Raw genomic sequence first — 24,260 nt, forward strand, 5'->3', positions numbered from 1 at the left:
CCTTCGGTTCCGTTTCGGCTACAGCTTACTCGCGCGCACAAACCGGTTCCGCCCGGCCAGGTCGCGCAGTACCGTCGGCGGGCCGAAGCCGCCGCAGGCCTCAATCACGGAGCACGTGCTTGTCGACGTCACGTCGTCATGCTCCACGCCCAACCAGCCCCCGGGGCGCAGCAGGCGCTGGGCCACCGGTACGAGCCCGCGGATCGCGTCCATGCCGTCGGCACCGGAGAAGACGGCCTCGGGCGGGTCAAGGTACACCTCCGGCTCGAGGTCCGGTGTTTCCGGGACGTACGGCGGGTTGGCCACCACGAGGTCCACCGCGCCGTCGAGGTCGCGGAGGAGCTGGGGATCGGTCATGGAGGCGTCGACAAGCGTGATGCGCACCCCGTTCGACGCGGCGTTGCGCGCCGCGTACTCACGCGCGGTGGCGGAGAGCTCGACGGCGTACACACGTGCTTCGGGGATATGGCTGGCAACGTAGATGGCCAGCGCCCCCGAGCCGGTACCCATGTCCACCACGGTGGGCGCCGGCGTGGCGGCGAGGGTGCGCACGGCCCAATCGGCCAGGACTTCCGTCTCCGGGCGCGGGATGAACACGCCAGGGCCGACCGCGAGGTCGAGCGGCCCGAAGGGGGCCGTGCCCGTGATGTGCTGGAGCGGCTCGCGCTGCGCACGACGCTTAACGACGCCAGCGAAACACTCAGCAAACGTCTCGTCCACCTCCGCAAACGTCACCGCCATCGGGCTCACGCCCAGCACGTGGGCGGCGAGCAGGCGGGCGTCGACGTCCGGGGTGGGGACGCCGGCGTCGGCGAGGATCGAGGTGGCGTCGAGAAGCTGCTCCCGCATCGTGGTGCGCCTACTCGGCTTCAAGTCGCTCCTGGCGCTCGTGGGTCTGCAGCGCGGTGATCAGGTCCTCCATGTTGCCGTCGAGGACCGAATCCAGGTTGTTCGCCTTGAAGTTGATGCGGTGATCCGAGATGCGGTTCTCCGGCCAGTTGTAGGTGCGGATGCGCTCCGAGCGGTCCATCGTACGGACCTGGGAGGCGCGGCCTTCGGCCTCTGCGGCCTCGGTCTTCTCGCGCTCAAGCTGGTCCAGGCGAGCCTGCAGGACCTGCATCGCGCGGGCGCGGTTCTGGATCTGGGAGCGCTCGTTCTGGCAGGTCACCACGATGTTGGTGGGCAGGTGCGTGATGCGCACCGCGGAGTCCGTGGTGTTCACGCCCTGGCCGCCCTTACCGGAGGAGCGGTAGACGTCGACGCGGATGTCCTTCTCGTCAATGTGGACGGACTCGACCTCGTCGGCCTCCGGGAAGACGTAGACGCCTGCCGCAGAGGTCTGGATGCGGCCCTGGGACTCGGTGACAGGCACGCGCTGCACGCGGTGGACGCCGCCCTCGAACTTCAGCTTGGACCAGGCGCCGTCGCGCGACGGGTTCTTTGCCTTGACGGACACCGTCATGTCTTTGATACCGCCGAGGTCGGTCTCCGCAGCGTCGAGGACGTCCCACTTCAGGCCGTTCTTCTCGCAGTACTTCTGGTACATGCGCGCCAGGTCGCCCGCGAACAGGGCGGCCTCTTCGCCGCCCGCACCGGCCTTGAGCTCCATGATGACGTCGTCGCCATCGTGCTCGTCGCGCGGGGCGAGGAGGTCTGCGAGCTCCTCCTCCAGGCGGACGATCTCGCCCTCGAGGCGCTCCGCCTCCTCCGCGAACTCCTTGTCCTCGCTGGCCATCTCGGCTGCTGCCTCGTGGTCGTCCTTGGCCTGCTGGAGCGCGTCGTTCGCTTTGATGATCGGCTGCAACTCGGCGTAGCGCTTGGACAGCTTGCGGAACAGGTTCTGGTCCGAGGTCACCTCCGGGTCACTCATCTGGGCCTGGATGCCCTGGTACTCGGAGACGTAGTCGTCTACAAGTGAGACTTCATTCGCCATTACTTGTACTCCTCTTCGTCTTTGTCCGCGACCATGGGAGCGGAGTTGGCCACACCCATGAGGAACTCGCCGTTCGACTTCGTCTTCTTCAGCTGCTTAATCAGCATATCGATGGACTGCTGCGGATCCAGCGCCGAGAGGATGCGGCGCAGCTTGTGCATAATGCGCGTCTCCTCCGGGCTCATGAGCAGATCATCCTTGCGCGTACCGGACGGGTTGACGTCCACCGCTGGGAACACGCGGCGCTCCGCGATCTTCCGGTCCAGCTTGAGCTCCGCGTTACCGGTGCCCTTGAACTCCTCGAAGATGACGGTGTCGCCGGCGGAACCGGTCTCCACCATGGCGGTCGCGATGATGGTCAGCGAGCCGCCCTCCTCGATGTTTCGGGCTGCACCCAGGAAGCGCTTCGGCGGGTACAGGGCGTTGGAGTCCACACCACCGGAAAGGATGCGGCCCGACGCCGGCGAGGAGTTGTTGTACGCGCGGCCCAGGCGGGTGATGGAGTCGAGCAGCACGACGACGTCCTGGCCCATCTCCACTAGACGCTTCGCACGCTCGATGGCGAGCTCCGCGACGGCAGTGTGCTCTGACGGCGGGCGATCGAAGGTCGACGCGATGACCTCGCCCTTCACGCTGCGCTGCATGTCCGTGACCTCTTCCGGGCGCTCGTCGACGAGAACGACCATGAGGTAGCACTCCGGGTTGTTGGTGGCGATCGCATTGGCGATGTTCTGCAGGATCGTCGTCTTACCAGCCTTCGGCGGGGAGACGATCAGCGCGCGCTGCCCCTTACCAATCGGCATGACCAGGTCGATCACGCGGGTGGTGAGGATCTTCGGCTCGGTCTCCAGGCGGAGGCGCTTGTTCGGGTACAGCGGGGTGAGCTTGTGGAACTCGGCGCGTTGCTTCGCCTCCTCCGTGGTCATCCCGTTGACGGAGTCGACGCGGACGAGCTGGTTGTAGCGCTGGCGGTTGCGGCCGTTGCCGTGGGAATGGCTTTGCCCATTCTGGCGAACCTGGCCGATCACGGCGTCGCCCGCGCGCAGGCCGTTCTGGCGCACCAGCTTCTGGTTCACGTACACGTCTGCGCTGTTCTTGCGGTAACCGGTGGTGCGGACAAACGCGGCGTTGTTGTCCACGATGTCCACGATGCCGGCAACTTCCTGCAGCTCCTCCGGGTCGAACTGCTGGTTGTTGTCGTTCTGATTGTGCTGGTTGTCGCGGTTGTCACGGTTTCGGTTCCGGTTGCGGCGGTTCCGGCGGCCGCGGCGCCCGCCACCGCCCTGGTTGCCGTCGTCGTTGTTGTTGTTATTGTTTCGGCCGCCGCGATTGTTGTGCTTGCCGCCGCGACCGTTGTTGTCGTTGTTGTTGTCGCGGTTGTCGCGATTGTCGTGATCGTTGTTGTCACGCTTCTCATCGCGCTTGTCGTCGCGATTGTTGTTGTCGTCCTGGTCCTGGCGTGCGCGGTTGCGGCGCGCCCGACGCGCGGCCGAGCGCGATTCGTACTTCTGCCCCTCGTTCTCAGCCTGCTCGCCCTGCTGCGGCTGTTCCGCTTGCGTGTCCTGCGCTGCGTGCTCACCGTCCGCGGGACCAGCGGAGCGTCGAGAAGCGCGGCGGTGATGCCCTTCGTTGGTGTGTTCCTCGGCTGCTGCCTCGGCCGCCGCGGCGCGTGCCTTGCGCGGAACCTCCCCGGTCACAATCGCCTGGATCAGGTCGCCCTTCCGCAAACCGGAGACGCCCTTCAGGCCCTTTTCCGCCGCCATCTTGCGCAGCTCGGGGATCTTGAGTGCGGAAAGATCGGCGTTGCCGCCTGCTGCCGCGTTACCCGTGTCGGTCACGAATGTCCTTTCGTCGCTTGACCAATTGTGGTGTCCCCCGCCAAGGAGCCGGCGGGCGCTCCGGAAGCGATCGCGTTTCCGTGCGCAATATGTGGGACGTTCATCGCCTAAACCGGCGTGTCAATCTCTATGCGGCACTTGCTCGCCGCGAGTGTTCCCCTCAAAGGCCTCGAGGTCGTGGTGGCCAAGGCATCACTGGCCTCGCACCATTCGTGCGCCGCCTGCGTGCGCGACGCGACGAGTGCGGAGGGTTGGTGGGAACTACCTGGAACCCCGACTGCGCGTCAAGCGCCCAGGCACTATGTCGAACCCGCGAACAGTGTAACGCATAGCGCAACACGTGTACTTCCTGCCCTTGTTTTCCGGCGAGTCGGACTGGCTAGACTAGACCGCATGCTTTCAACGATGCAGGAAGTGCCGTTCTCAGTCGCGCAGATTTTGCACTACGGGCAGCACACCCACGGGTCCACCAAGTGCACGACCTGGCGCGCGACCGGCGCAGAGGAATGCACGTTTGCGGACATTGGCGCGCGCGCCGGGGCGTTCGCCAACGCACTGCACGATGACCTGGGGATCGACGGCGACCAGCGCGTGGCCACCTTCATGTACAACTGCGCCGAGCACCTCGAGGTGATGTTCGCCGTCGCCGCGAAGGGCGCGGTCTTCACGCCGCTGAATATCCAGCTCATGGAGGACCAGATCGCCTACATTGTCAACCACTCCGGGGCGAAGGTCGTGGTCGCCGACCCGCGCCTCGCGCCCAAACTCGGCCGCCTGCTCGCACACTGCCCGCTGGTAGAGACGGTCGTGTTCACCGGCCTCTACCCCATCGCGGAACCCTCGGAGGAGATTCCGGAGGGGGTTCGCACGGCGAGCTATGAGCAGCTTCTCGACGGCCGCAGCACCGTCTTCCCCTGGCCCACCCTCCCCGAAAACACGGCCGCCGCCCTGGTGTACTCCACCGCGACGACCGGCGCGCCGAAGGGCGTGGCGTACTCGCACCGCTCGCTGTGGCTCGAGGCGACAAGCCTGCGCGCCATGGACTCGCTCGCCGTGACCCATGGCGAATCTTTCCTCTGCTGCATCCCCATCTACCACGTGCTGAGCTGGGGTGTGCCCTTCGCCGCGTTCCTCGCCGGCGCGCCCCTGGTCCTGCCCGACTCGGACATGTCCGCGCCGACGCTGGCCAAGCTCATTGCCACCACGCACCCGCGCGTCGCCCACGGCGTGCCGACACTCTGGATCCAGCTGATGGTCCACTACCTGCACAATCCCCCGGAGCGCATGAGCCTGCAGGAGCTCTACGTCGGCGGCTCCCCCGCCCCGCCGGCGCTGATCAAGATGTGGGAGGAGCGCTACGGCGTCGACGTTGTCCACGTGTGGGGCATGACCGAAACGTCCACGGTGGGCACGGTTGCGCGCCCGCCGTCGGGCGCGTCCGGCGAGGCTCGCTGGGCGTACCGCATCTCCCAGGGCCGGTTCTCGCCGTCGCTGGAGTACCGGGTGGTCAACGACGGCCAGATCATGGCCTCGACGGACCTGACCCAGGGCGAGATCCAGGTCCGCGGCAACCTCGTGGCCAAGGGCTACTACCACTCCCCGACCCAGGAGCCCGGAGAAATCGCCTCCGAGTTCCGCGGGGAGCAGATTACCGACGCCCGCAAGCACTTCACCGCCGACGGCTGGCTCCGCACCGGCGACGTTGGCACCGTGACCAACGACGGGTTCATGACGCTCTACGACCGCGCCCGCGACGTCATCCGCTCCGGCGGCGAGTGGATTTATTCCGCACAGGTGGAAAATCTCATCATGGAATCCGACGTCGTCGTCGAGTGCGCCGTCATCGGCATCCCCGACAAGAAGTGGGGCGAGCGCCCGCTCGCGGTGACGAAGCTGCTCAAAGGCATCGAGGCGTCCCCCGCCACCGCCGAGCGGCTGCGCGCCGGGCTGGAATCGGTGCTACCCAAGTGGATGACGCCGGAGTACTGGACGTTTGTGGATTCCATCGACAAAACCTCCGTGGGAAAGTTTGACAAGAAGGACCTGCGCAAGCACCTCGCCCGCGACGAATTCGACATCATCGCGCTACCCGGCCCCGGCAACCGGTCGCACGGCAACCCGTCGACGGCGGAGGTGGAGGCCGCGCACGAAGAGGAGCGAAAGTGACAGGAGCCCGCACGCTTGATGACCGCTACGGACGCACCGCCCGAGACCTCCGTGTCAGCCTGACCGACCGCTGCAACCTGCGCTGCACGTACTGCATGCCGGCAGACGGCCTCGAGTGGATGCCCACCGAGCAAGCACTCACGGACGAGGAAACCATCCGCCTCATCCGTCTCGCCGTCGAGTCGCTGGGCATCCGCCAGGTCCGCTTCACCGGTGGCGAGCCGCTCCTGCGCAAGTCGCTCGAGCAGATTGTCGCCGCGACGAAGCGCATGCGTACCGACGCCACGCCCACCCCTCCCACCACCGCCCTCACCACCAACGCGCTAGGCCTGGCACGCCGCGCCACCGCGCTCGCCGATGCGGGGCTGGACCGCATCAACGTGTCCCTAGACACCACGAGCCCGGACCTGTTCACGCGCCTGACGCGCCGCGACCGTATCCACGACGTTTTCGCGGGCATCGACGCCGCCCTCGCCGCCGGCCTGACCCCCGTCAAGGTCAACGCGGTGGTCATGCCGGGGGTGAACGAGGACGGGATCCTCGACCTCGTCGACTTCGCCCTGGACAAGGGACTCCAGCTGCGCTTCATCGAGCAGATGCCACTGGGGCCGCGGGAAAACTGGCGACGCAGCGACATGGTGACGGCCACCGACATCCTCGCCCGGGTCGAGGAACGCTACGCGCTCTCGCCCGCCGAATCACCGCGCGGCTCGGCACCCGCCGCCCTGTGGAACATCACGGACGGCACCCGCTCGGGCACCCTGGGGGTCATCGCATCGGTGACGCACCCGTTCTGTGGTGCCTGCGACCGCACGCGCCTCACTACAGATGGCGCGGTCCGCTCCTGCCTATTCTCTTCAACCGCGGACGAGGTGTCGCTGCGCGACCTCATGCGCGCAGGAGCCTCGGACGACGAACTTGCCGACGCCTGGGCCCAGGCCATGTGGCTGAAGAAGCCAGGTCACGGCATTGACGACGAAGGCTTCCTCCAGCCCGAACGCCTCATGAGCGAGATCGGCGGCTAACCCATGCGCGCCCACCACCCCGGAGAAGGCCAGGGCACACGGCCGAGCGTTACCGAACACCTCGAACGCGTGCTCTCGCTCGCCCACCCGCGCGTCGAACGCGACGTCCCGCTCGACGCCGCAGCCGGCCTCGTGCTCGCCTCCGATGTCAGCGCAGCACTCGCCGTTCCCCCGTTCGACAACTCCGCCGTCGACGGGTTCGCCGTCCACGCGACAGACCTCCCCGCCCCCGGCCCGTGGACGCTCCCGGTCGCGGGCGACGTCCCCGCCGGCTCGCCCGCACTCGCCTGCCCCGCGGGCCACGCCATCCGGGTCATGACGGGCGCCCCCGTCGACGGAGCCGACTCCGACCTGATTGTCGTCCCGGTCGAGCAGACCAGCATCCCCCGCGGCCCGCACCCGCTCCCGCAGCACGTGACCATCAACGAAGCCGACACCTCGCGCCGCCACATCCGGCGCGCCGGCGAGAACGTCCGCCCCGGCACGCGGATAGCCAGCCGCGGCACGCTTTGCGACGCCCCCACGCTCGCCGCGTGCGTCTCCACCGGCATTCGCACCGTCGACGTCTTCGCGGCGCCTCGCATCGCCGTCGTGTCCACGGGGAGCGAACTCGTGCCCTGGCCCGGCGCGGTCAGCGGCCCGCAGATCCCCGACTCGAACCTGCCAATGCTCGCAGAACTGGCCGCCGCAGCGACCGGGCACCGCGGGACCGTCCAGCGCTTCCACGCCAACGACGCCGCCACCGACGCCGCGGACCTCCTTGCCCGCGCCGCCGCATCCTCAGACCTGGTCATTACTTCCGGCGGCGTCAGCGCCGGAGCGTTCGATGTGGTCCGCGCGGTGGCGGAGGACGAGGCGAGCGGGTCGATGTGGTTCGGCCACGTTGCGCAACGCCCCGGCAGCCCACAGGGGGCCGGCACGTTCCGCGGCACCCCAATGGTGTGCGTGCCGGGCAATCCGGTTGCCGCCTACGTCTCGTTCGTCCTGTACGCCGCGCCGTTGATTGCAGCCCACGCCGGTCGCACTGACCGACTGCGTCTCGCCGAGCGTCCGCGGGTTGTGACCGAGCGTGCACCCGGGTTCCCGTCGACATCGAGGCCGGACACGACGTTCGCGGTTCCCGTCCGGCTGCGGTACGACGGCGACCGGGCGGTGGCGGAGCCGTTTTCGGCGGCGACGAGCTCGAGTTTCGTGGCATCGTTGGCGGGTGTGGACGGGCTCGCTGTCGTCGATAAGCACTCTGGCCCAGTACACGTATATCTCTAAGGAGCATGATGGAATTCACCCACTTGAACGGCGCTGGCGAGGCCTACATGGTCGACGTCACGGAGAAGCGGCCGACCGTGCGCACGGCGACGGCGCAGGGCGAGGTCGCGTGCTCGCCCGAGGTGATGGCGGCGCTGGCGAACGGAACCGTGCCGAAGGGCGACGTGCTCGCGGTGGCGCGCGTCGCCGGGATCGCCGCTGCGAAGCGCGTGCCAGAGTTGCTGCCGCTGGCGCACACGATTGGCGTGCACGGCTGCGCGGTCGAGATTGCGCTGCGCGAGGACCACGTGTTTATCCAGGCGACAGTGCGCACTGCTGACCGTACCGGCGTGGAGATGGAGGCGCTCACAGCGGTGAACGTCGCCGCGCTGTCGATCGTGGACATGGTGAAGGGTGTGGACCGGTCCGCGTACATCCGCCGCTGCGGCATTACGGCGAAGTCGGGTGGGCGCTCCGGTGACTGGTCGCGCGAGCTGCCCACGCTGCGCGAGCAGCCGGAGGCGTAGCGCGTGTCGCTCGGCGTCATCGTCCTCGCTGGCGGCAGGTCCACGCGCATGGGCGCGGAGAAGGCGCAGGTCAAACTCGACGGCCAGCGGCTGGTCGACCACGTCATCGCCTCGTTGCCGGACGATGCGGACGTCGTGGTGGTGTCCCCATTCCCGCTGGGACTGCGCGGCGTCAGCCAGGTCGCAGAGGACCCGCCGTTCGGCGGCCCCGTCGCGGGGATTGCCGCGGGTCTGGGCGCGCTCGAAACCGACCTCGTCGGCGTGATCGCCGTGGACGCTCCCCGGTCCGGCGCGCTGCTGCCCTGCCTGGTGCGCACCCTCACCGACAAGGAGACCGACGTCGCTGCAGTCGAAGCCGAAGACAGCTACTTGCAGCCGTTGTGCGCCGTCTGGCACCGCACAGCGCTGCTCCGGGCGCTCGAGCGCGGAGGCACAAGCGGCGTCGCCGCAAAGCGGCTTTTCGACGCCCCCACGCAGGTGGCGCGCGTACCTGGCGACGGCCGCGAGCAGGACTACGACACCCCAGAGGAACTGGGCGCCCTCGGTGAGGTCGAACTCGGCCCCACTCATGCGTCCAACCAATCGTCGAAGCATTCGCCGTAATCTGGCAGCTCCGCCATGACGCGGGCATCGTCGTCGCGCAGCGGGGTGCGCCGGTCCCGCGAGACCCACCGCGCGCCGTCGGGACCGACGAAGTGGATGTCGTCGCCCTGTCGCAGAATTCGTATTTCCCCGTCGGAGACCATGGAGTGGCACGAACTGCACAGCGGGAGGAGGTTGTCCAGGTCGGTCAGCCCGCCGTTGGCCCAGTCGTCGATGTGGTGCGCCTCGATGAAGTGCTCATGCGTGCATCCGGGCATGGCACATTGACTTCCCCACATCGCGGAGAGCGCCTGCATCTGGGTTTTGCTGGCCAGCCTGCGCTTTCTCCCGTAATTGATGATCAGCCCGTGGGTGTCGGCGAGCACGCCGCGCGCCTCTGCGTTCGCCGCGATGTTTGCCAGCCTGAACGCCGGCACCGAAGTGTTGTTGGGCAAATATCCCCGCCCCTGGGTGTCCATCATGATGGTCACCTGCGCTGCCGGGGCGAGCTTGGTCGACCTGGCCATCCCCGAGCGGACCAGCTGCACCATCCCCATCAGCGACGCGAGCAGCAGCCGCTGCGGAGGCAGACCCGTCCCCGATTTCAGCAGGTCAGCCTGCGCGGCGTCCGGGAGGTCGGCGACCTTGTCCAGCGCCGCGTCCAGCTTGGCGTGGTCCAGCATGCCGTCCGCATCCAGGTAGTCGCGCATGTCGCTCATCCCGGCGTGGTACGCCAGCGCCCCTGCCTTCAGCGCCGCTTTGAACTGCGCTCCGTCGACAGCGCTCATCGTGCCCCAGATTCGAGTCTTCTCCCCATCCTCCCTCAGCTGCAACCCATTGGCGGAGTGCGTGGATCCGCCCGAATCGTTCTCCATACTGCCCGCCAGCGCCTGCTTGAGCCCGTGGTAACCCAGCTCAACAGCCTGCTCAACAAGCACCGCCTCGTTGTCCGGCGTGATGTACTTCAGGACAAGCCTGACCGTCGAATAATCAAGCTCCCCACCAGCAAACGCCTCACGAAGCAGCTCGTATGGGCGCAGCTTGCGGGCAACATCAGCGTATTCGTAGGCGCGGGACTTCTTCATCCTGCAGTAACGGATGAGCCACGCCGCGGTGCTGCGGCACCCGGTTTCGCCGGCGTAGTCTGCCTCATCAAACTGCCCTATCGCATCCAGCACCGCAGCGTGGCTCTGGCTCAGCGCGTGGCTCGCTTTCACTATCTCCGCCGAGAGCGCTTTGAGGCTCTTCGGCCGCTCCAAGGTGGTAGTCACTGTCCTGTCTCCGAATCATCGATCTCATGTTTGTGCGAACACTAACACCCCCACCGAACACGGAGTCAGAACATTTCGAACATAGCAGGTAATCGCGCATACTACGGCCGAACATTCTCCTCTTAGAACCCGCCACATTTACGCACACACATGCATTCGGTTTTCCGCCTGTGCGGAAAAATCGGCCCGCCAGAAATTCCGCCTGTGCGGAAAAATCGGCTCATTGCACCGCGCCGTTGCGCCCACCCCTGCGTGGTAGATTCTCTCCGTACAACTCGCCGCCACAAAGGAGCCGCCGTGCGCGCCGTTCACGCCGCCATCGCCGCGACCGCGCTCGCATCCCTGCTCGCCTCGTGCGCAAGCGACCCCGTTCCCGGCGGCAGCGAGGCGGTGGTCGTCCTCGGCGCGGCGTCGACAAGAGTCCTCAACGACGAGATGCGCACGCTTATCGACGCCCCACTCACCTTCAACAACGCAGGCTCCTCCACCCTCGTGCAGCAGCTGCGCGACGGCGCACCCGGCGACGTGCTCATCACCGCCGACGAGAAAAACATGGACGACGCGGTGCGCGCGGGCGTAGCGCACGATCCCGAGGTCGTGGCGACGAATTCGATGGTGCTCGTGGTGCCGAAGGGAAACCCGGCGGGCGTGCGCAGCGTCGATGACCTGGAGCGCGGCGACGTGAACTTCGTCATGTGCGACGCCCAAGTCCCCTGCGGCGCGGTGTCGCAGCAGCTTCTCCGCGCCAACTCGCTCGACGTTCACCCCGTCTCGCTGGAGCACAACGTGGCAGACACGCTGGGCAAAGTGGTCTCGGGCGAAGCCGACGCCGCGTTCGTGTACCGCACCGACGCGGCTGCGGCGGGCGGCGACGTGGACACCGTCGACATTCCGCACGCCGCCGAGTTCCCGAACTCCCTGGTCGCGGGCGTCGTCACGAGCTCCGAGCACCCGGGCGAGGCGGGCGAACTGGTGCACCGACTCCACAGCCCGCAGGCGCGCGAGATGTGGGAGCAGTCCGGCTTCACCCCGGCAGCATGATGCGCGCTCGGCCGAACCCTACCCCGCCAGCCGTTTCGGCGCTGGCGGCGATCACGCTCGCGCTCATCGTCCTGCCCGTGTTTGCGCTCGGAGCGCGCGTGCCGTGGACCGACCTCGGCGCCGTGCTCCGGACACCGGAAACGCACGAACTGCTGCGGGTAACGGTTGCGTCGGCCATGCTTGCCACGGTCATCGCGGTCGCGCTCGGCACGCCGCTGGCGCTGTGGCTCCAGCGGGTCCGCCGCGGGTCATCGCTGGCGCGGCTCCTCGTCCTCCTGCCACTGGCAATGCCGCCGGTGGTCGCGGGCCTTGCGCTCTCGGCGCTCATCGGCAGGCGGGGCCTCGCCGCCCCGCTCCTCGACGCGCTGCACTGGCAATTCGCCTTCGCCTTCCCCGGCGTTGTCGCCGCTCACGTGTACGTTGCCCTGCCCTTCGTGGTCATCACGCTCGATTCCGCGCTGCGCCAGCTGGGGCCGGAGGTGGCCGCTTCGGCGGAGGCGGTCGGGATCCCGCCGGGACGGATCGTTCGCCGGATTATCCTGCCCGCCATCGCCCCGGCTCTCGTCACCGCCGCTGGGCTCGCATTCGCCCGCTCGCTGGGCGAGTTCGGCACCACCCTCACCTTTGCCGGCTCCATGCCTGGCACCACACGAACCATGCCGCTGGGGATCTACCTGGCGCGCGAGGTCGACCAGTCACTCGCCTACGGGCTTTCCGCCATTCTGGTGGGGTTCGCGGTCCTCGCGCTGGCGGCAACCGCCCTGCCAGCCGCGCTCGCGCAGTGGCGCGGCCGACACCGGCCCGCGGAACAACCGCGGGAAACCGGCACGATCGACGCCGCGAAACTCAGTCAGCTGACCCGCCCCGACGCGCGCGGCGAGGAAGTCCGTGCCGGCGCCACCCGCTTCCCCGCCAACGCAACGACGGCGCTCATCGGGCCGAATGGCGCGGGGAAGACGACGCTGGCCAGGGGCGTTGCAAAGCAACGGGGCGTAGTGCTGCTCACGCAGGACCCCGCACTGCCGCCGACCGCGACGCCGCGCACCGCTCTCGCTATGGTCACCCGCAGCGCCGAGCAGCTGCTGCGCGCGGCCGGGCTCGCATCGCTGGCAGACGTCCCCGTCCCCGCGCTGTCCGGCGGGCAGGCCGCCCAGGTCGCGCTGGTCCGCGCGCTCGCCGCCCGCCCCCGCGTGCTCATCCTCGACGAGCCGCTCGCCGCCATCGACGCCGCCACCACCGCCCAGTGGCGCCGCCTGCTGCAGGCCACGGCCCGCGAACGCACCACGATCGTGGTCACGCACGACGCCATCGACGTCGCGACGCTTGCGGACCACGTCGCCGTCATGCGCAGCGGCAGCGTCGTCAGCCTGCGCCCCGCCGCCGACGAGCTCGCCGCCCCCGCCACCGCATTTTCCGCACGCCTACTGGGCATGAACCTGCTCGCGGACCTCAGCCTGCTCGAGGGGCCACCGCTTACCGACACCACCGTGCCCCGCCCCCTCCGCGCCTCCTTCCCCCCGGACGCGCTCTCTGTGATTCGCACCCCACAGCCCGCGGGCTCCCACCTGCTCCGCGGGCGGGTCAGCGCGGTCGAACTGCTGCCAGGAGGCGGCACCGCCGTCGAGCTGGCCGTGGGCGGGGACGCCGAGCACACCGAGCACTACGTTTCGCTGCTCGTGGACCGCGAGGCGGTGCTGCGGCAAGATCTCGCGCCCGGAACGCAGGTGACCTGCACGTTAGATGCCCGGAAGGTCAAGCTCATCCCGGCGGAACACGGGTGAAGTTTTTCCGCACGTGCGGAAAAACTTCACTACCCACCCGCGAACGGTGGAAGCACGTCGACGCGCGACGCGCCGGCCAGCAGCGTGGAAGGATCCGACCGGGTGCCGTCGACGAGGAATGTGCAGCGCGCCACGATGTCCGCGAGCGTCTGGCCGGAATCGGTGGTGCCGGTGTGGCGCGACGTGGCGTCGATAAGCAACTGCTCGAGCGTTGAGAACTCGCGGACGTACTCGCACGGCGTGCCGGTGGCCGCGCGGGCGGCGGCGAAGTAGTGGATCTGCATGCTCACACGATACCTGCGTGCTGCGCCGTACGATGGCCCCATGAGCCGAACCCCCGAAACGCATTTCGCCGCGGTGGCTGCAGCGCTGGGCGAGCGCCGCAGCGAGCCGACCTCGCCGCTTAACGCCGCCGCACGCAACGCGGTGCTTGCTAGCGCCGTCGTGGCGCCGCGCCAGCAACCGTCCTTTACAAACTCGCAGATGGATGGGTACGCGGTGGGTGAGGCGGGCGCTCGCGAGGCGGTAGTCGGCCCCACAGTTGCTGCGGGCGCGGACCCGGACACCGCGTACCCGGTGGGGCTGGGCGCGCTGGCGGCGCCGGTGATGACGGGGGCGAAGCTGCCGCGCGGGACGCGGGCGGTCGTGCCTGTGGAGGCGTGCGACCCGGGCGAGTTCGTCGGCGAGGGCGAACGCGTGCGCCTGCCGGCAACGGAAGAAGGCGCCTTCGTGCGGCGGGCGGGGTCCGACATCGCGGCGGGCGAGGAGCTCGCTCCGGCGGGCGCGCCGGTTACCCCGGCGCTCGTCGGCGCGCTGGCAAGCCAGGGCATCGGCGAGGTCGAGGTCGAGCAGGCGGCGCGGATTGTCATCGTCACCGGGGGCGCCGAAGTCACCGCAAGGCCTGCCGGCCCCGCGACGATCCCCGACGCGAACGGGCCGATGCTGCGGGCGTTGGCGTCGCGGTACGGCATCGCGGTTGCAGCGCACGTGCGCACCAGCGATGACCCGGACGAGCTGGAGGCGCAGGTGCGGGATGCAATCGCGGAGCACGCGCCGGACGCAGTGGTCACCTCCGGCGGGATCAGCCACGGCAAGTTCGAGGTGGTCCGCCAAATCTTCCGCCAGGGCTGGTACGGGCACGTGGCCCAGCAACCGGGAGGTCCGCAAGGACTCAGCCGCTTCGCCGAGACGCCCGTGATCAGCCTGCCCGGCAACCCAATCTCCACGCTGGTCAGCTTCCGCACCTACGTGGCGCCGCTGCTCGGGCACGCACCCGAGCCGATTCTGGCGCCGCTTGCTTGCGACGTCGCGGGGTTGGAGGACAAGGAGCAGTTTTTGCGTGGCGCGGTCAAGCACGGGGCGATTCGGCCGATCGGCGGCCCCGGCTCACACCTCCTCGCGCAGGGGGCGCAGGCAACGCACCTCATCCGGATTCCCGCGGGTGCCACCCTGCGGGCCGGCGAGCTCGCCGCCGCGTACCCACTGTAGCGCCCGGCGGTACGATGGGGACGCTATGAGAAACGCAGAGGTCATCGTCGCGTCCACGCGGGCGTCGCAAGGCATCTACCAGGATAAATCCGGGCCGATCGCGGTCGAGTTCCTGCGCGGAATGGGCCTGCGCACCCCGGACGCCACCGTGGTCGCGGACGCCGCCATCGACGCCGCTGTACGCGACGCCATCGCCCGCCGGCCCAGCGTCGTCCTCATCTCCGGCGGTACGGGCGTCAGCCCCGACGACCGCACGGTCGAGGCCGTCGCCGCGCACGTGGACCGCGAGCTCCCGGGGATCGCGCACGCCTTCTACCATCAAGGTCTCGCCTCCACCCCGACCGCTATCCTCTCGCGCACCGTCGCCGGAATCACCCAGCGCGGCACCTTCATCATGGCGCTGCCCGGGTCGCGCGGCGGCGTGCAAGACGGCTGCGCGGTGCTCGCCCCGATCCTGCCCCACCTCCTCGACCAGCTGGAAGGCAACCATGCACACTAGCCGCCCCGACCCCGACTACGTCGCCGCGCAGACCGGCCAGGTCATCGGCGCCGTTGTCACGGACCAACCGCTCGAACTGCTCGCACAGCAGGCCACCACCGACACACTCACCGACGCGATGGGCGCGCTCGTCCGCTTCGACGGGATTGTCCGCGACCACGACGGCGGCCAGCGCGTCCGTACCCTCACCTACGAGGCGCACCCCAGCGCCACCGATGAGCTGCGGCGCGTCGCCGCGGAGGTCGCGGCCGCCCACCCCGTCCGCCTCTTCACCGCGCACCGCACGGGCGAGGTGCCCATCGGCAAGCTCGCCTTCCTCGTCCTCGCCGCCAGCGCGCACCGCGGCGACGCCTTCGACGCGTGCGAGACAACCGCCGACCGCGTCAAGTCCGAGGTGCCGATCTGGAAACGGCAGGTCATGGCCAGCGGCGAGACCCAGTGGGTGGGCATTGATGGATAGCCGCTACGTGCGCCAAACCGCGCTCATCGGCGAGGCCGCCCAGCAGAAACTCCGCGGCGCGCGCATCGCCGTCGTCGGCGCGGGCGGCCTCGGCTCCCCCGCCCTCCTCTACCTCGCGGGCGCGGGCGTCGGGAGCATCGTGCTTATCGACGACGACGCGGTCGCCCTCTCCAACCTGCACCGCCAAGTCATCCACACCACCGGCACCGTCGGCGACGCTAAAGTGCTCTCCGCCATGGACGCGCTCGAAGCCCTCAACCCCGACACGGAGGTCGACCCGGTCCGCACGCGCCTGACATGGGACAACGCCGTGGCGCAGCTCGCCAGCGCAGACATGGTCCTCGACGGCTCCGACAACTTTGACACCCGCCACGTCATCTCTCACGCGGCGGCACGCCTGGGCATCCCGCACATCTGGGGCTCCATCCTCGGTGTCGAGGCGCAGCTCTCCGTCTTCTGGGCCGGCCACGGCCCCGTCTACGAGGACCTCTTCCCCGCCCCGCCGCCACCCGGCTCGGTCCCGTCGTGCTCGCAGGCGGGCGTGCTTGGTCCGCTCGTCGGCGTCGTCGGCTCCGCGATGGCGATGGAGGCGCTCAAGCTCGCCATCGGTATCGGCACGCCGCTCGTGGGCACGCTCGGTTACTTCGACGGCCTCGCCGGCACTTGGGAATACGTCCCGCTTAATGCGGACCCAGCCGTGACCGAGCGCGTCCGCGAGCTTGACCCACCGCACGGGCCCACGGAAGTAGGCAGCATATCGCCGGGGGCAGTGCTTATCGACGTCCGCGAGCCCTCCGAATACGCCACCGACCACATCCGGGGCGCGATCAACGTGCCGCTGGGCAGGGTCCTCGACGGCTACACCCCGCCGGAGTTAGCAGGCGGCGGGGTGCTCATCTGTGCCTCGGGCGCCCGCTCCGCGCGGGCGGTCGCCGCGCTCGAGGCTCGGGGCGTGCGCGGGGTGGCAAGCCTGCGCGGCGGGATGGACGGCCTGCGGCGCTAGGCGCTCGCCCCTAGTCGCTCGTCAGCTCGGCTTTGACTGGGCCGGCGACCTCGAGGTCCAGCACGCGCAGGCCGGCGGCGCGGGCCTCGTCCAGGATCGCCTCGTCGACGGGCTCGGTGCACAGCACCATCGCGGTCGGGCCGGCGCCGGACAGGTACGCGGCGTAGCCGCGGTTGCGCAGGCGGTTGACCCACTCCGCCGTCACCGGGAGTACGTCGGACCGGTACGGCTGGTGCAGGCGGTCGCGGGTGCCCTCCCAGAGCAGCTCCGGGTGGTTCTGAATCGCTACCGTCATCACCGCGGTGCGCGACACGTTGAAGCGCGCGTCCGTGTGCGTGACGTGGCTGGGCAGCACCTTGCGCACCGCGTTGGTGGAGGCGTGGAAGTCCGGGACCAGCGCGTAGGCGCGGATCCGCGGGTCGACGTCTACGCCCACAGCCCGATACTCGGGCAGGGAGCGCCCGTCCACCGGGATTTCCGTCCAGGACACGACTGCCGCGCCGAGTACGGACGCGCCGGCGTTGTCGGGGTGCCCCTCGAATTCGCTGGACAGCTGGACGATCTCGTCGGTGCTCAGCGGACCGCCCGCGAGCGTGTTCGCGGCGACAACGCCCGCCACCGCGGCGGCCGCGGAGGACCCGAGGCCGCGCGACTGCGGGATGTTGTTGTTGCAGGTCACTTTCAGCCCCGGTGCCTCAACGTCAGCCGCCTTGAGCCCGGAGCGGATCGCCTTCACCACCAGGTGGGAGTTGTCACGCGGCAGCTCGTCGGCGCCCTCGCCAAAGATCTGTACGTCCAGCCCGGACGCGGTGACCTCGACCTCCACCGTGTCGTAGATGCTCACGGCGATGCCCAGGGTGTCAAACCCCGGGCCCAGGTTCGCGGAGGAACCCGGGACGGTCACGGTGGCCTTGAGGCCTACTTGCAGGTCGGTGGGCATTGCGTTCCTTTCCTCCCTTAGGAGTCGAGACGGATGACGGAGTTAACCGCCTGGACGGCGTCATGCTCAGAAAGCCTCTGCACAATCGCGCGCAGGTCCTTCTCCAACGCCTTGTGGGTGACCACGATGAGGTGGGCCTCGTTCCCGGACTCTTCCTGGCGCACCGCGGAGAGCGAGACGCCGTCGTCGGCAAAGTGCCGAGCGAGGTCGGCCAGCACGCCGACGCGGTCGGAGACCGTCATGTTGATGTGGTAGCGCGTGGGGACCTCATCGAAGGCCACGACGTCGTAGTCGGCGTAGGGGTTCTCCGCGGGGGCGCGGCCGCCGTGCACCTTGTTGCGGGCGGCGCCGACCAGGTCGCCGAGCACCGCCGACGCCGTGGGCGCACCGCCGGCGCCGTTGCCGTAGAACATGAGGCGCCCGGCCGCCTCCGCCTCCACGAAGATGGCGTTGTAGGACTTATCCACCGTGGCCAGCGGGTGCTCGTTGGGCACCAGGGTCGGGTGGACGCGGGCGTTGACGGCGGTGGTGTTGCCCGCGTCGTCGTACAGCCGCTCGCAGATGGCCAGCAGCTTGATCGTCTGGTTCGACTTCTTCGCCGCCGCGATGTCATCCGCAGTGATCTTGGAGATCCCCTCGCAGTACACATCGTCAAAGGTCACGCGGGTGTGGAAGCCCATGGACGCAAGGATCGCGGCTTTCGACGCCGCGTCGTGGCCCTCCACATCCGCGGTCGGGTCGGCCTCGGCGTAGCCCAGGCGGGTCGCCTCCGCCAGCGCGTCCTCGTAGCTCGCGCCAGTCGACGCCATGGCGTCCAGGATGAAGTTGGTGGTGCCGTTGACGATGCCGGAGATCCGCTCCACCTTGTCGCCCGCCAGCGAGCGGCGCAGCATGCCAACCACGGGGATGGCCGCAGCGACGGCCGCCTCGTAGTAGAGGTCCACGCCGGCCTCGTTGGCGGCGTCCGCCAGCTCGGAGCCGTGCGCCGCCACCAGCGCCTTGTTAGCGGTCACGACGGACTTCCCCGCGTGCAGCGCTTTGAGCACCAGCTCGCGCGGGTAATCGATGCCACCGATCAGCTCCACGACGACGTCGACGTCGTCGCGCGTGACCAGCTCCGAGGCATCATCGGTCAGGTACACGCCCTGGACTTCCGGTGCGTCCTTGTGCTTGTCCAGGTTGGACACGGCGACGCCGCGGACCTCGAGCGGACCGCCGACGCGCTGCTCCAGGCTGTCAGAAAACTCCTTGAGCAGGCGCAGCACCTCGGTGCCCACGGTGCCCTTGCCCAGCACGGCCACGCCCACGGCGTGTCCAATCCCCTTGCCCGGGTAGTTGCCGTTGTGGCCTTCGACGCTTGCGACGGTCATGCGTGTTCCCTCTCCTCAAGTAACGGGTCTGCGTACCCGGCACAGTGTACCGCTTGGTCTACTTTTTCGGGGCCGGGTACCGGTGTTAATATTCGCGGGCCAAAATGTCCTCGACCGTTTCGCGCCTGACCATGGGTTTTACCTGCCCCGCGCGCACGGCAACCACGGCCGGGCGCCCGAAGGAGTTGTAGTTCGAGCTCATGGAGTAGCAGTACGCGCCCGTCGCCGCGATGGCGATAAGGTCGTCGGACGCAATGTCGTCGGGCCACGCGGCGTTTTCCACCAGGATGTCGCCAGACTCGCAATGCGAGCCGACCAGGCGCGTCGGCACCGGGGTGCCCTCGGTGAAGCGGTTGGCCACGCGGGCGTCGTAAAGCGATGCGTAGAGCGCTGGCCTGATGTTATCGCTCATGCCGCCGTCGACCGCGATGTAGCGGCGCGTCGCGGTGTACGAGGTGTGGACGTCCTTGACGATGCCGGCGCGGTACACCGTTACCGTGGACGGGCCCGCGATGGCGCGGCCGGGCTCGACCACCACCGTGGGGGCCTCGATGCCCAGGTCGTCGGCGACGTGCTGGACCTCGCGCAGGAGGTCCTTCGCCACCGCCTCGACGTCAAGCGGTTCCTCGCCGTTCATGTATGCAATGCCGTAGCCGCCGCCTAAGTCGAGGAACTTGAGCGCGACGCCCTGCTCCTTCCAGATCTGGGCGTAGAGGCCAAGGACGCGCTGGGCGGCGAGCTTGAAGCCCTCCGCGTCGAAGACCTGGGAGCCTACGTGGCAGTGCAGGCCGGTGAGCTCCAGGTGCGGCGAGCGGATCGCGGCGGCCGCGGCCTCATACGCCGAGCCGGAGGCGAGCGACAGGCCGAACTTCTGGTCCTCGTGGCTGGTGGCGATGAACTCGTGCGTGTGCGCGTCCACGCCCGGCTTGGCGCGGACGAAGACGTCCTGCACCTTGCCGCACTCTTCCGCCAGCGCCGCGAGTTCGGTGAGTTCCTGGCGGGAGTCGATCACCACGTGGCCCACGCCGGCGTCCAGGCACAGGCGCAGGAAGCTGGCGGACTTGTTGTTGCCGTGGACCGTGATCCGCTCCGGCGGGAAATCGGCGGCCAGCGCGATGCGCAGCTCGTTCTCGCTCGCTACGTCGAGGGCCAGGCCTTCCTCGTCAACCCAGCGGGCGATGTGGCGGGTCAAAAACGCCTTCGACGCGTAGTGCACGTTGCGGGCGGAGCCGAACGCCTCTGCCATGTCGCGGCACCGCGAACGGAAATCGTCCTCGTCCACCACCATGACGGGCGTGCCGTACTCCGCGGCGATCTCGGGCAGTGGCACACCCGCGATGGTGATCACGCCATCCTCCTGGCGCGCCGCGTTGCGGGGCCAGACGTGCGCGGGGAGCTCATTAAACTGCTGCGCAGACGGGGTTTCTACAGCATTATCCATGGTGCGCCAGCCCCCCTACATCCGCTCCGGAGCGGACACGCCGACCATGCGCAGCGCGTTTTCCAGCACCTGGCGGGTGGCCATAGACAGCGCGAAGCGCGCGCTGTGGATCGGGGCGGTGTCCTCGCCGGCCTTCGGCAGGACCTGGCAGGAGTCGTAGAACTTGTGGAAGGAGCTCGCCAGCTCCTCGGCGTAGCGGGCAATGCGGTGCGGCTCGCGCAGCTCGGCGGCGGCCTTGACCACTGCCGGGAACTCGCCGAGCGTGCGGATCAGGTCACCCTCCTTCTCGTGCGTGAGCAGCGCGAAGTCCGCGCCCTCGGCGCTCACGCCGGCGTCCTGCGCGTTGCGTGCCAGCGAGCACAGGCGCGCGTGGCCGTACTGCACGTAGTAGACCGGGTTGTCGCTGGACTGCTTCGTCCACAGGTCCAGGTCGATGTCCAAGCTGGAGTCGACGGAGGAGCGGACCAGCGAGTAGCGCGCGCCGTCCACACCGATGGCGTCCACAAGATCATCCAGCGTGATGATCGTGCCCGCGCGCTTGGACATCTTCACCGGCTTGCCGTCGCGCACCAGGTTCACCATCTGGCCGATGAGCACCTCGACGGCCTCCGGGTTGTAGCCCAGCGCCTGCGCTGCGGCCCGCAGTCGCGCGATGTAGCCGTGGTGGTCCGCGCCGAGCATGTAGATGGCCAGGTCGTGGCCGCGATCAAACTTGTCCGCCACGTAGGCAATATCGCCCGCAATGTAGGCGGCGTTGCCGTCGGACTTCAGCACCACGCGGTCTTTGTCGTCGCCGAAGTCGCTCGAGCGCAGCCACCAGGCCCCCTCGGCCTCGTAGAGGTTCCCATTGTCCTTCAGCGTCTGGATCGCCTTGTCCACCGCGCCCGACTCGAACAGTGAATTCTCGTGGAAGAACACGTCGAAGTCCACGCCAAACTCGTGCAGCGACTCCTTGATCTGCGCAAACATCATCTCCACGCCAGCCGCGCGGAAATTTTCCTGCACCTGCGCGTCATCGCCGTCGAGTGCATCGGCATGCTTATCGACGACAGCGCCCGCAATCTCCTTGATGTAGTCCCCGCCGTAACCGTCCTCGGGGGTCGGCTCCCCCTTCGCCGCGGCCACGAGGGAGCGGGCAAAGCGGTCGATCTGCCCGCCGTGGTCGTTGAAGTAATACTCGCGGGTCACCTCGGCGCCGGAGGCCTCCAGCACGCGCCCCAGCGAATCGCCCACAGCAGCCCAGCGGGTGCCGCCCAGGTGGATCGGGCCGGTCGGGTTTGCAGAGACGAACTCGAGGTTGATCTTCTCACCCTCGTACAGGGTCGAGCCGCCGAAGCCCTCTCCCGTGTCCAGGATCTGGCCAACCAGGCGCCCCTGCGCGGCGGATGCCAGGCGCAGGTTGAGGAACCCGGGGCCCGCGACCTCGGCGGTGTCCACTGCATCGTCCGACGACAGCGCCTCGGCCAGCCAGGTGGCGAGCTCGCGCGGGTTGGTCCCCGCCTTCTTGGCCACCTGCAGCGCGATGTTGGTGGCGTAGTCGCCGTGCTCCGGGTTGCGCGGGCGCTCCACGGTGACGTTGTCCGGCACTACGGATGCGTCGAGGTCGTGCTGCTTGAGCACGGAAACGGTCGTCGTCCTGATGAGCTGAGAAAGGTCTGCTGGCGTCATGGGGTGCAAGTCTAATTCACCCCTACCGCATTCTCTCCATGGCCCGCGTGCGCACCACGTTTCCCGGTTCGCATGGTGGTACCTCCTCCCCCGTCTGGCCACCTTTTACACCCCCGTCTCCGGCGTCGCCCCAGCTCAGAATAGTTTCGCGTTGAATGTACTTTTCTCAAAATTCTCCTGCGAATACGTTTACTCGCGTGTCATAATTCCGTGAGAATGTCGGCGCACACACAGGGGACCGCCCCGCGTGGCATTTCATACATTTCCTTCCAACCAAGGAGCGCAAACATGGACCAGTTCCAGGTCTTCACCGACGCAGTCGGGGGCAGCGTCGGCCTTTCCGCATTGGTGTCGGCGATCCCGCTGCTCACCTTCTTCATCATGCTGCTGGGCGTGAAAGCCAGCGCGCACCTCTCCGGCCTCGTCGCCCTCGTCGCCGCCCTGCTGGTCGCCATCTTTGGCTTCAACATGCCCGCGGGAATGGCCATTTCCTCTGCCTTCCGCGGCGGCCTGTTCGGCCTGCTCCCCATCGTCTTTGTCATCATGGCGGCGATCTGGTTCTACCAAATCACGGTCGCCTCGGGCCGCTTCGAAGATTTGCGGCTCGTGTTTGACAAGATGGGCCACGGTGACGTGCGCATCCAGGCCATGCTCATCGCGTTCTGCTTCGGCGGACTGCTCGAGGCCCTCGCAGGCTTCGGCGCCCCCGTCGCCATTACCGCGACCATGATTCTCGCCCTGGGCATCAAGCCGCTGCGCGCCGCAACGATCGTGCTGATTGCCAACACCGCGCCGGTTGCGTTCGGCGCCGTCGCCATCCCGATTACCACCGCTGGCGAGGTCGGCGGCCGCACCCTCGAGCAGACCGAGAACATCGCTGCCATCGTCGGCCACCAGACCCCCTTCCTGGCGTTCTTCGTCCCCTTCATCATCGCCGGCATTATCGACGGCATGCGCGGCGTCCGCGAGACCGCACCCGCAGCCCTGGTTATCGGCCTCTCCTTCGGTATCGCGCAGTGGTTCACCTCGAACTTCTTCGCCTACCAGCTCACTGACGTCGTCGCCTGCATCGTCGCGCTCGGCGCAGCCTTCCTGTTGCTCCGCTTCTGGCAGCCGAAGGGCATCGCCGACATGCGCGAACGCCTTGAGCTCCCGCGCTCGGAGAACCCCGACGAGGTCGAGCTGCCCGGCAACCGCATCTGGATGGCACTCATGCCCTACGCCGTCGTCGTGGTCATCTTCGGCCTGGCCAACCTGGGCTCCACCATCCCCGAGTGGCTGAGCTCCTTCAAGGTCACCTTCCCCTGGCCGGGCCTGCCGCAGGGCTCGCTTCTCGACGCCAACGGCGCCGACGTCAAGGCCGACTACTCCTTCGCCTACCTCAACAACCCGGGCACGCTACTGGTCATCTCCGGCCTCATCGTCGCCCTGGCCTACATCATGTTCAACGAGAACGGCCGCTACTCGCTGACCTGGGGCCAGGTGGGCAAGGAGCTGACGGACACCATGTACCGCATGCGCTGGTCCGCCGCCACCATCGTGCTCGTTCTTGCACTCGCCTACGTGATGAACTACTCCGGCCAGACGGTGACCATTGGCGAGTTCTTTGCCAACCTGGGTGGGTTCTTCGCCTTCGCTGCCCCCATATTGGGTTGGGTGGGTGTCGCCGTGACCGGGTCCGATACTTCTGCCAACGCACTCTTTGCCAAACTGCAGGTCACAGCCGCTGATCAGCTGAATCTCAACCCGGATCTCATGCTCGCCGCCAACACTACCGGTGGTGTTGTGGGCAAGATGGTTTCGCCTCAGTCGCTCGCGATCGCCGCAACAGCGGTAGACATGGAGGGCAAGGAATCGGAGATTTTCAAGAAGGTTGTCGGCTACTCGTTTATCTTCTTGCTCGCCGTCTGCGTGATGGTCTTCCTCCAGACCAACATTCTCAGCTTCCTGGCACCTGCCGTATAATGCACCCGCCCGGCTGT

Annotated in this window: 21 protein-coding genes; 12 read left to right on the plus strand and 9 right to left on the minus strand. The window is 68.2% G+C overall.

All coding sequences use genetic code 11. The features are described 5' to 3' along the window. Positions 1–18 precede the first annotated feature (18 nt). The 3 genes from prmC to rho are packed head-to-tail and all read right to left on the minus strand — an operon-like array spanning position 19 to position 3,771. Positions 19–849: a peptide chain release factor N(5)-glutamine methyltransferase gene (prmC, locus tag CKJ82_RS02910; protein ID WP_095536950.1), complete on the minus strand. Its 831-nt coding sequence runs from the start codon at positions 847–849 to the stop codon at positions 19–21. Between the two features lie 10 nt (positions 850–859). Next, on the minus strand, positions 860–1,933 hold the full coding sequence (prfA, locus tag CKJ82_RS02915) for a peptide chain release factor 1 (RefSeq protein WP_095536951.1): 1,074 nt from the start codon (positions 1,931–1,933) through the stop codon (positions 860–862). Beyond that, complete coding sequence (gene rho / locus CKJ82_RS02920; RefSeq protein ID WP_095275992.1) at positions 1,933–3,771, minus strand: transcription termination factor Rho; 1,839 nt, start codon at positions 3,769–3,771, stop codon at positions 1,933–1,935. Before rho ends, prfA begins: the two co-directional genes overlap by 1 nt. Positions 3,772–4,164: 393 nt before the next feature. Here rho and CKJ82_RS02925 point away from each other — a divergent pair, with 393 nt between their 5' ends. The 5 genes from CKJ82_RS02925 to mobA are packed head-to-tail and all read left to right on the plus strand — an operon-like array spanning position 4,165 to position 9,337. After that, positions 4,165–5,937 carry a long-chain fatty-acid--CoA ligase gene (locus tag CKJ82_RS02925; RefSeq protein ID WP_095536952.1) on the plus strand — a complete coding sequence of 591 codons (1,773 nt, stop codon included), beginning with the start codon at positions 4,165–4,167 and terminating at the stop codon, positions 5,935–5,937. Then, positions 5,934–6,962, plus strand: a complete 1,029-nt coding sequence (moaA, locus tag CKJ82_RS02930) for a GTP 3',8-cyclase MoaA (RefSeq protein WP_240510652.1) — start codon at positions 5,934–5,936, stop codon at positions 6,960–6,962. The genes CKJ82_RS02925 and moaA overlap by 4 nt, the downstream gene beginning before the upstream one ends. A gap of 3 nt (positions 6,963–6,965) precedes the next feature. Then, the gene (locus CKJ82_RS02935) at positions 6,966–8,228 is read left to right on the plus strand and encodes a molybdopterin molybdotransferase MoeA (RefSeq protein WP_095536954.1); all 1,263 of its coding nucleotides are present in this window, start codon (positions 6,966–6,968) and stop codon (positions 8,226–8,228) included. An 8-nt stretch (positions 8,229–8,236) separates the two neighbouring features. Continuing rightward, positions 8,237–8,734 carry a cyclic pyranopterin monophosphate synthase MoaC gene (moaC, locus tag CKJ82_RS02940; protein WP_095536955.1) on the plus strand — a complete coding sequence of 166 codons (498 nt, stop codon included), beginning with the start codon at positions 8,237–8,239 and terminating at the stop codon, positions 8,732–8,734. A gap of 3 nt (positions 8,735–8,737) precedes the next feature. Further along, on the plus strand, positions 8,738–9,337 hold the full coding sequence (gene mobA / locus CKJ82_RS02945) for a molybdenum cofactor guanylyltransferase (protein ID WP_255456040.1): 600 nt from the start codon (positions 8,738–8,740) through the stop codon (positions 9,335–9,337). Here mobA and CKJ82_RS02950 read toward each other — a convergent pair. Then, a complete protein-coding gene (locus tag CKJ82_RS02950; protein ID WP_095536956.1) occupies positions 9,301–10,587 on the minus strand; it encodes an HNH endonuclease signature motif containing protein in 1,287 nt (428 codons plus the stop codon). The two genes, mobA and CKJ82_RS02950, sit on opposite strands and share 37 nt — an antisense overlap. A gap of 297 nt (positions 10,588–10,884) precedes the next feature. Here CKJ82_RS02950 and modA point away from each other — a divergent pair, with 297 nt between their 5' ends. Beyond that, the gene (modA, locus tag CKJ82_RS02955) at positions 10,885–11,628 is read left to right on the plus strand and encodes a molybdate ABC transporter substrate-binding protein (protein WP_240510653.1); all 744 of its coding nucleotides are present in this window, start codon (positions 10,885–10,887) and stop codon (positions 11,626–11,628) included. After that, a complete protein-coding gene (locus CKJ82_RS02960) occupies positions 11,595–13,409 on the plus strand; it encodes an ATP-binding cassette domain-containing protein (protein WP_240510654.1) in 1,815 nt (604 codons plus the stop codon). The genes modA and CKJ82_RS02960 overlap by 34 nt, the downstream gene beginning before the upstream one ends. Before the next feature lie 29 nt (positions 13,410–13,438). Here the strand turns inward: CKJ82_RS02960 and CKJ82_RS02965 are convergent, their stop codons facing one another. Next, positions 13,439–13,693 carry a MoaD/ThiS family protein gene (locus CKJ82_RS02965; protein ID WP_095536959.1) on the minus strand — a complete coding sequence of 85 codons (255 nt, stop codon included), beginning with the start codon at positions 13,691–13,693 and terminating at the stop codon, positions 13,439–13,441. A 40-nt stretch (positions 13,694–13,733) separates the two neighbouring features. Here CKJ82_RS02965 and CKJ82_RS02970 point away from each other — a divergent pair, with 40 nt between their 5' ends. From CKJ82_RS02970 to CKJ82_RS02985, 4 genes are read left to right on the plus strand one after another with little or no spacing between them, the layout of a single operon-like run. Next, entirely contained in the window at positions 13,734–14,897 is a 1,164-nt protein-coding gene (locus tag CKJ82_RS02970) for a molybdopterin molybdotransferase MoeA (RefSeq protein WP_095536960.1), read from the plus strand. A 25-nt stretch (positions 14,898–14,922) separates the two neighbouring features. Then, positions 14,923–15,396 carry a MogA/MoaB family molybdenum cofactor biosynthesis protein gene (locus CKJ82_RS02975; RefSeq protein WP_095536961.1) on the plus strand — a complete coding sequence of 158 codons (474 nt, stop codon included), beginning with the start codon at positions 14,923–14,925 and terminating at the stop codon, positions 15,394–15,396. Continuing rightward, positions 15,386–15,856, plus strand: a complete 471-nt coding sequence (locus CKJ82_RS02980) for a molybdenum cofactor biosynthesis protein MoaE (RefSeq protein WP_095536962.1) — start codon at positions 15,386–15,388, stop codon at positions 15,854–15,856. Before CKJ82_RS02975 ends, CKJ82_RS02980 begins: the two co-directional genes overlap by 11 nt. Then, complete coding sequence (locus tag CKJ82_RS02985) at positions 15,849–16,859, plus strand: ThiF family adenylyltransferase (RefSeq protein WP_095536963.1); 1,011 nt, start codon at positions 15,849–15,851, stop codon at positions 16,857–16,859. Before CKJ82_RS02980 ends, CKJ82_RS02985 begins: the two co-directional genes overlap by 8 nt. Before the next feature lie 10 nt (positions 16,860–16,869). Here the strand turns inward: CKJ82_RS02985 and thrB are convergent, their stop codons facing one another. From thrB to argS, 4 genes are all read right to left on the minus strand, one after another. Then, entirely contained in the window at positions 16,870–17,799 is a 930-nt protein-coding gene (gene thrB / locus CKJ82_RS02990; RefSeq protein ID WP_095275963.1) for a homoserine kinase, read from the minus strand. 17 nt (positions 17,800–17,816) lie between these two features. Then, positions 17,817–19,169 (minus strand): homoserine dehydrogenase, encoded by a 1,353-nt coding sequence (locus CKJ82_RS02995; protein WP_095536964.1) that lies wholly within the window; start codon positions 19,167–19,169, stop codon positions 17,817–17,819. A gap of 85 nt (positions 19,170–19,254) precedes the next feature. After that, on the minus strand, positions 19,255–20,610 hold the full coding sequence (gene lysA, locus CKJ82_RS03000; protein ID WP_095536965.1) for a diaminopimelate decarboxylase: 1,356 nt from the start codon (positions 20,608–20,610) through the stop codon (positions 19,255–19,257). Positions 20,611–20,625: 15 nt separating this feature from the next. Continuing rightward, positions 20,626–22,278 (minus strand): arginine--tRNA ligase, encoded by a 1,653-nt coding sequence (gene argS / locus CKJ82_RS03005; RefSeq protein WP_095536966.1) that lies wholly within the window; start codon positions 22,276–22,278, stop codon positions 20,626–20,628. Positions 22,279–22,566: 288 nt separating this feature from the next. Here argS and CKJ82_RS03010 point away from each other — a divergent pair, with 288 nt between their 5' ends. Then, positions 22,567–24,243 (plus strand): L-lactate permease, encoded by a 1,677-nt coding sequence (locus tag CKJ82_RS03010; protein WP_095535073.1) that lies wholly within the window; start codon positions 22,567–22,569, stop codon positions 24,241–24,243. The last annotated feature ends 17 nt before the right edge of the window (positions 24,244–24,260 follow it).

Origin of the sequence: Corynebacterium gottingense (assembly GCF_002285125.1) — a bacterium.
In the GTDB taxonomy this organism is placed as follows: Bacteria; Actinomycetota; Actinomycetes; order Mycobacteriales; family Mycobacteriaceae; genus Corynebacterium; species Corynebacterium gottingense.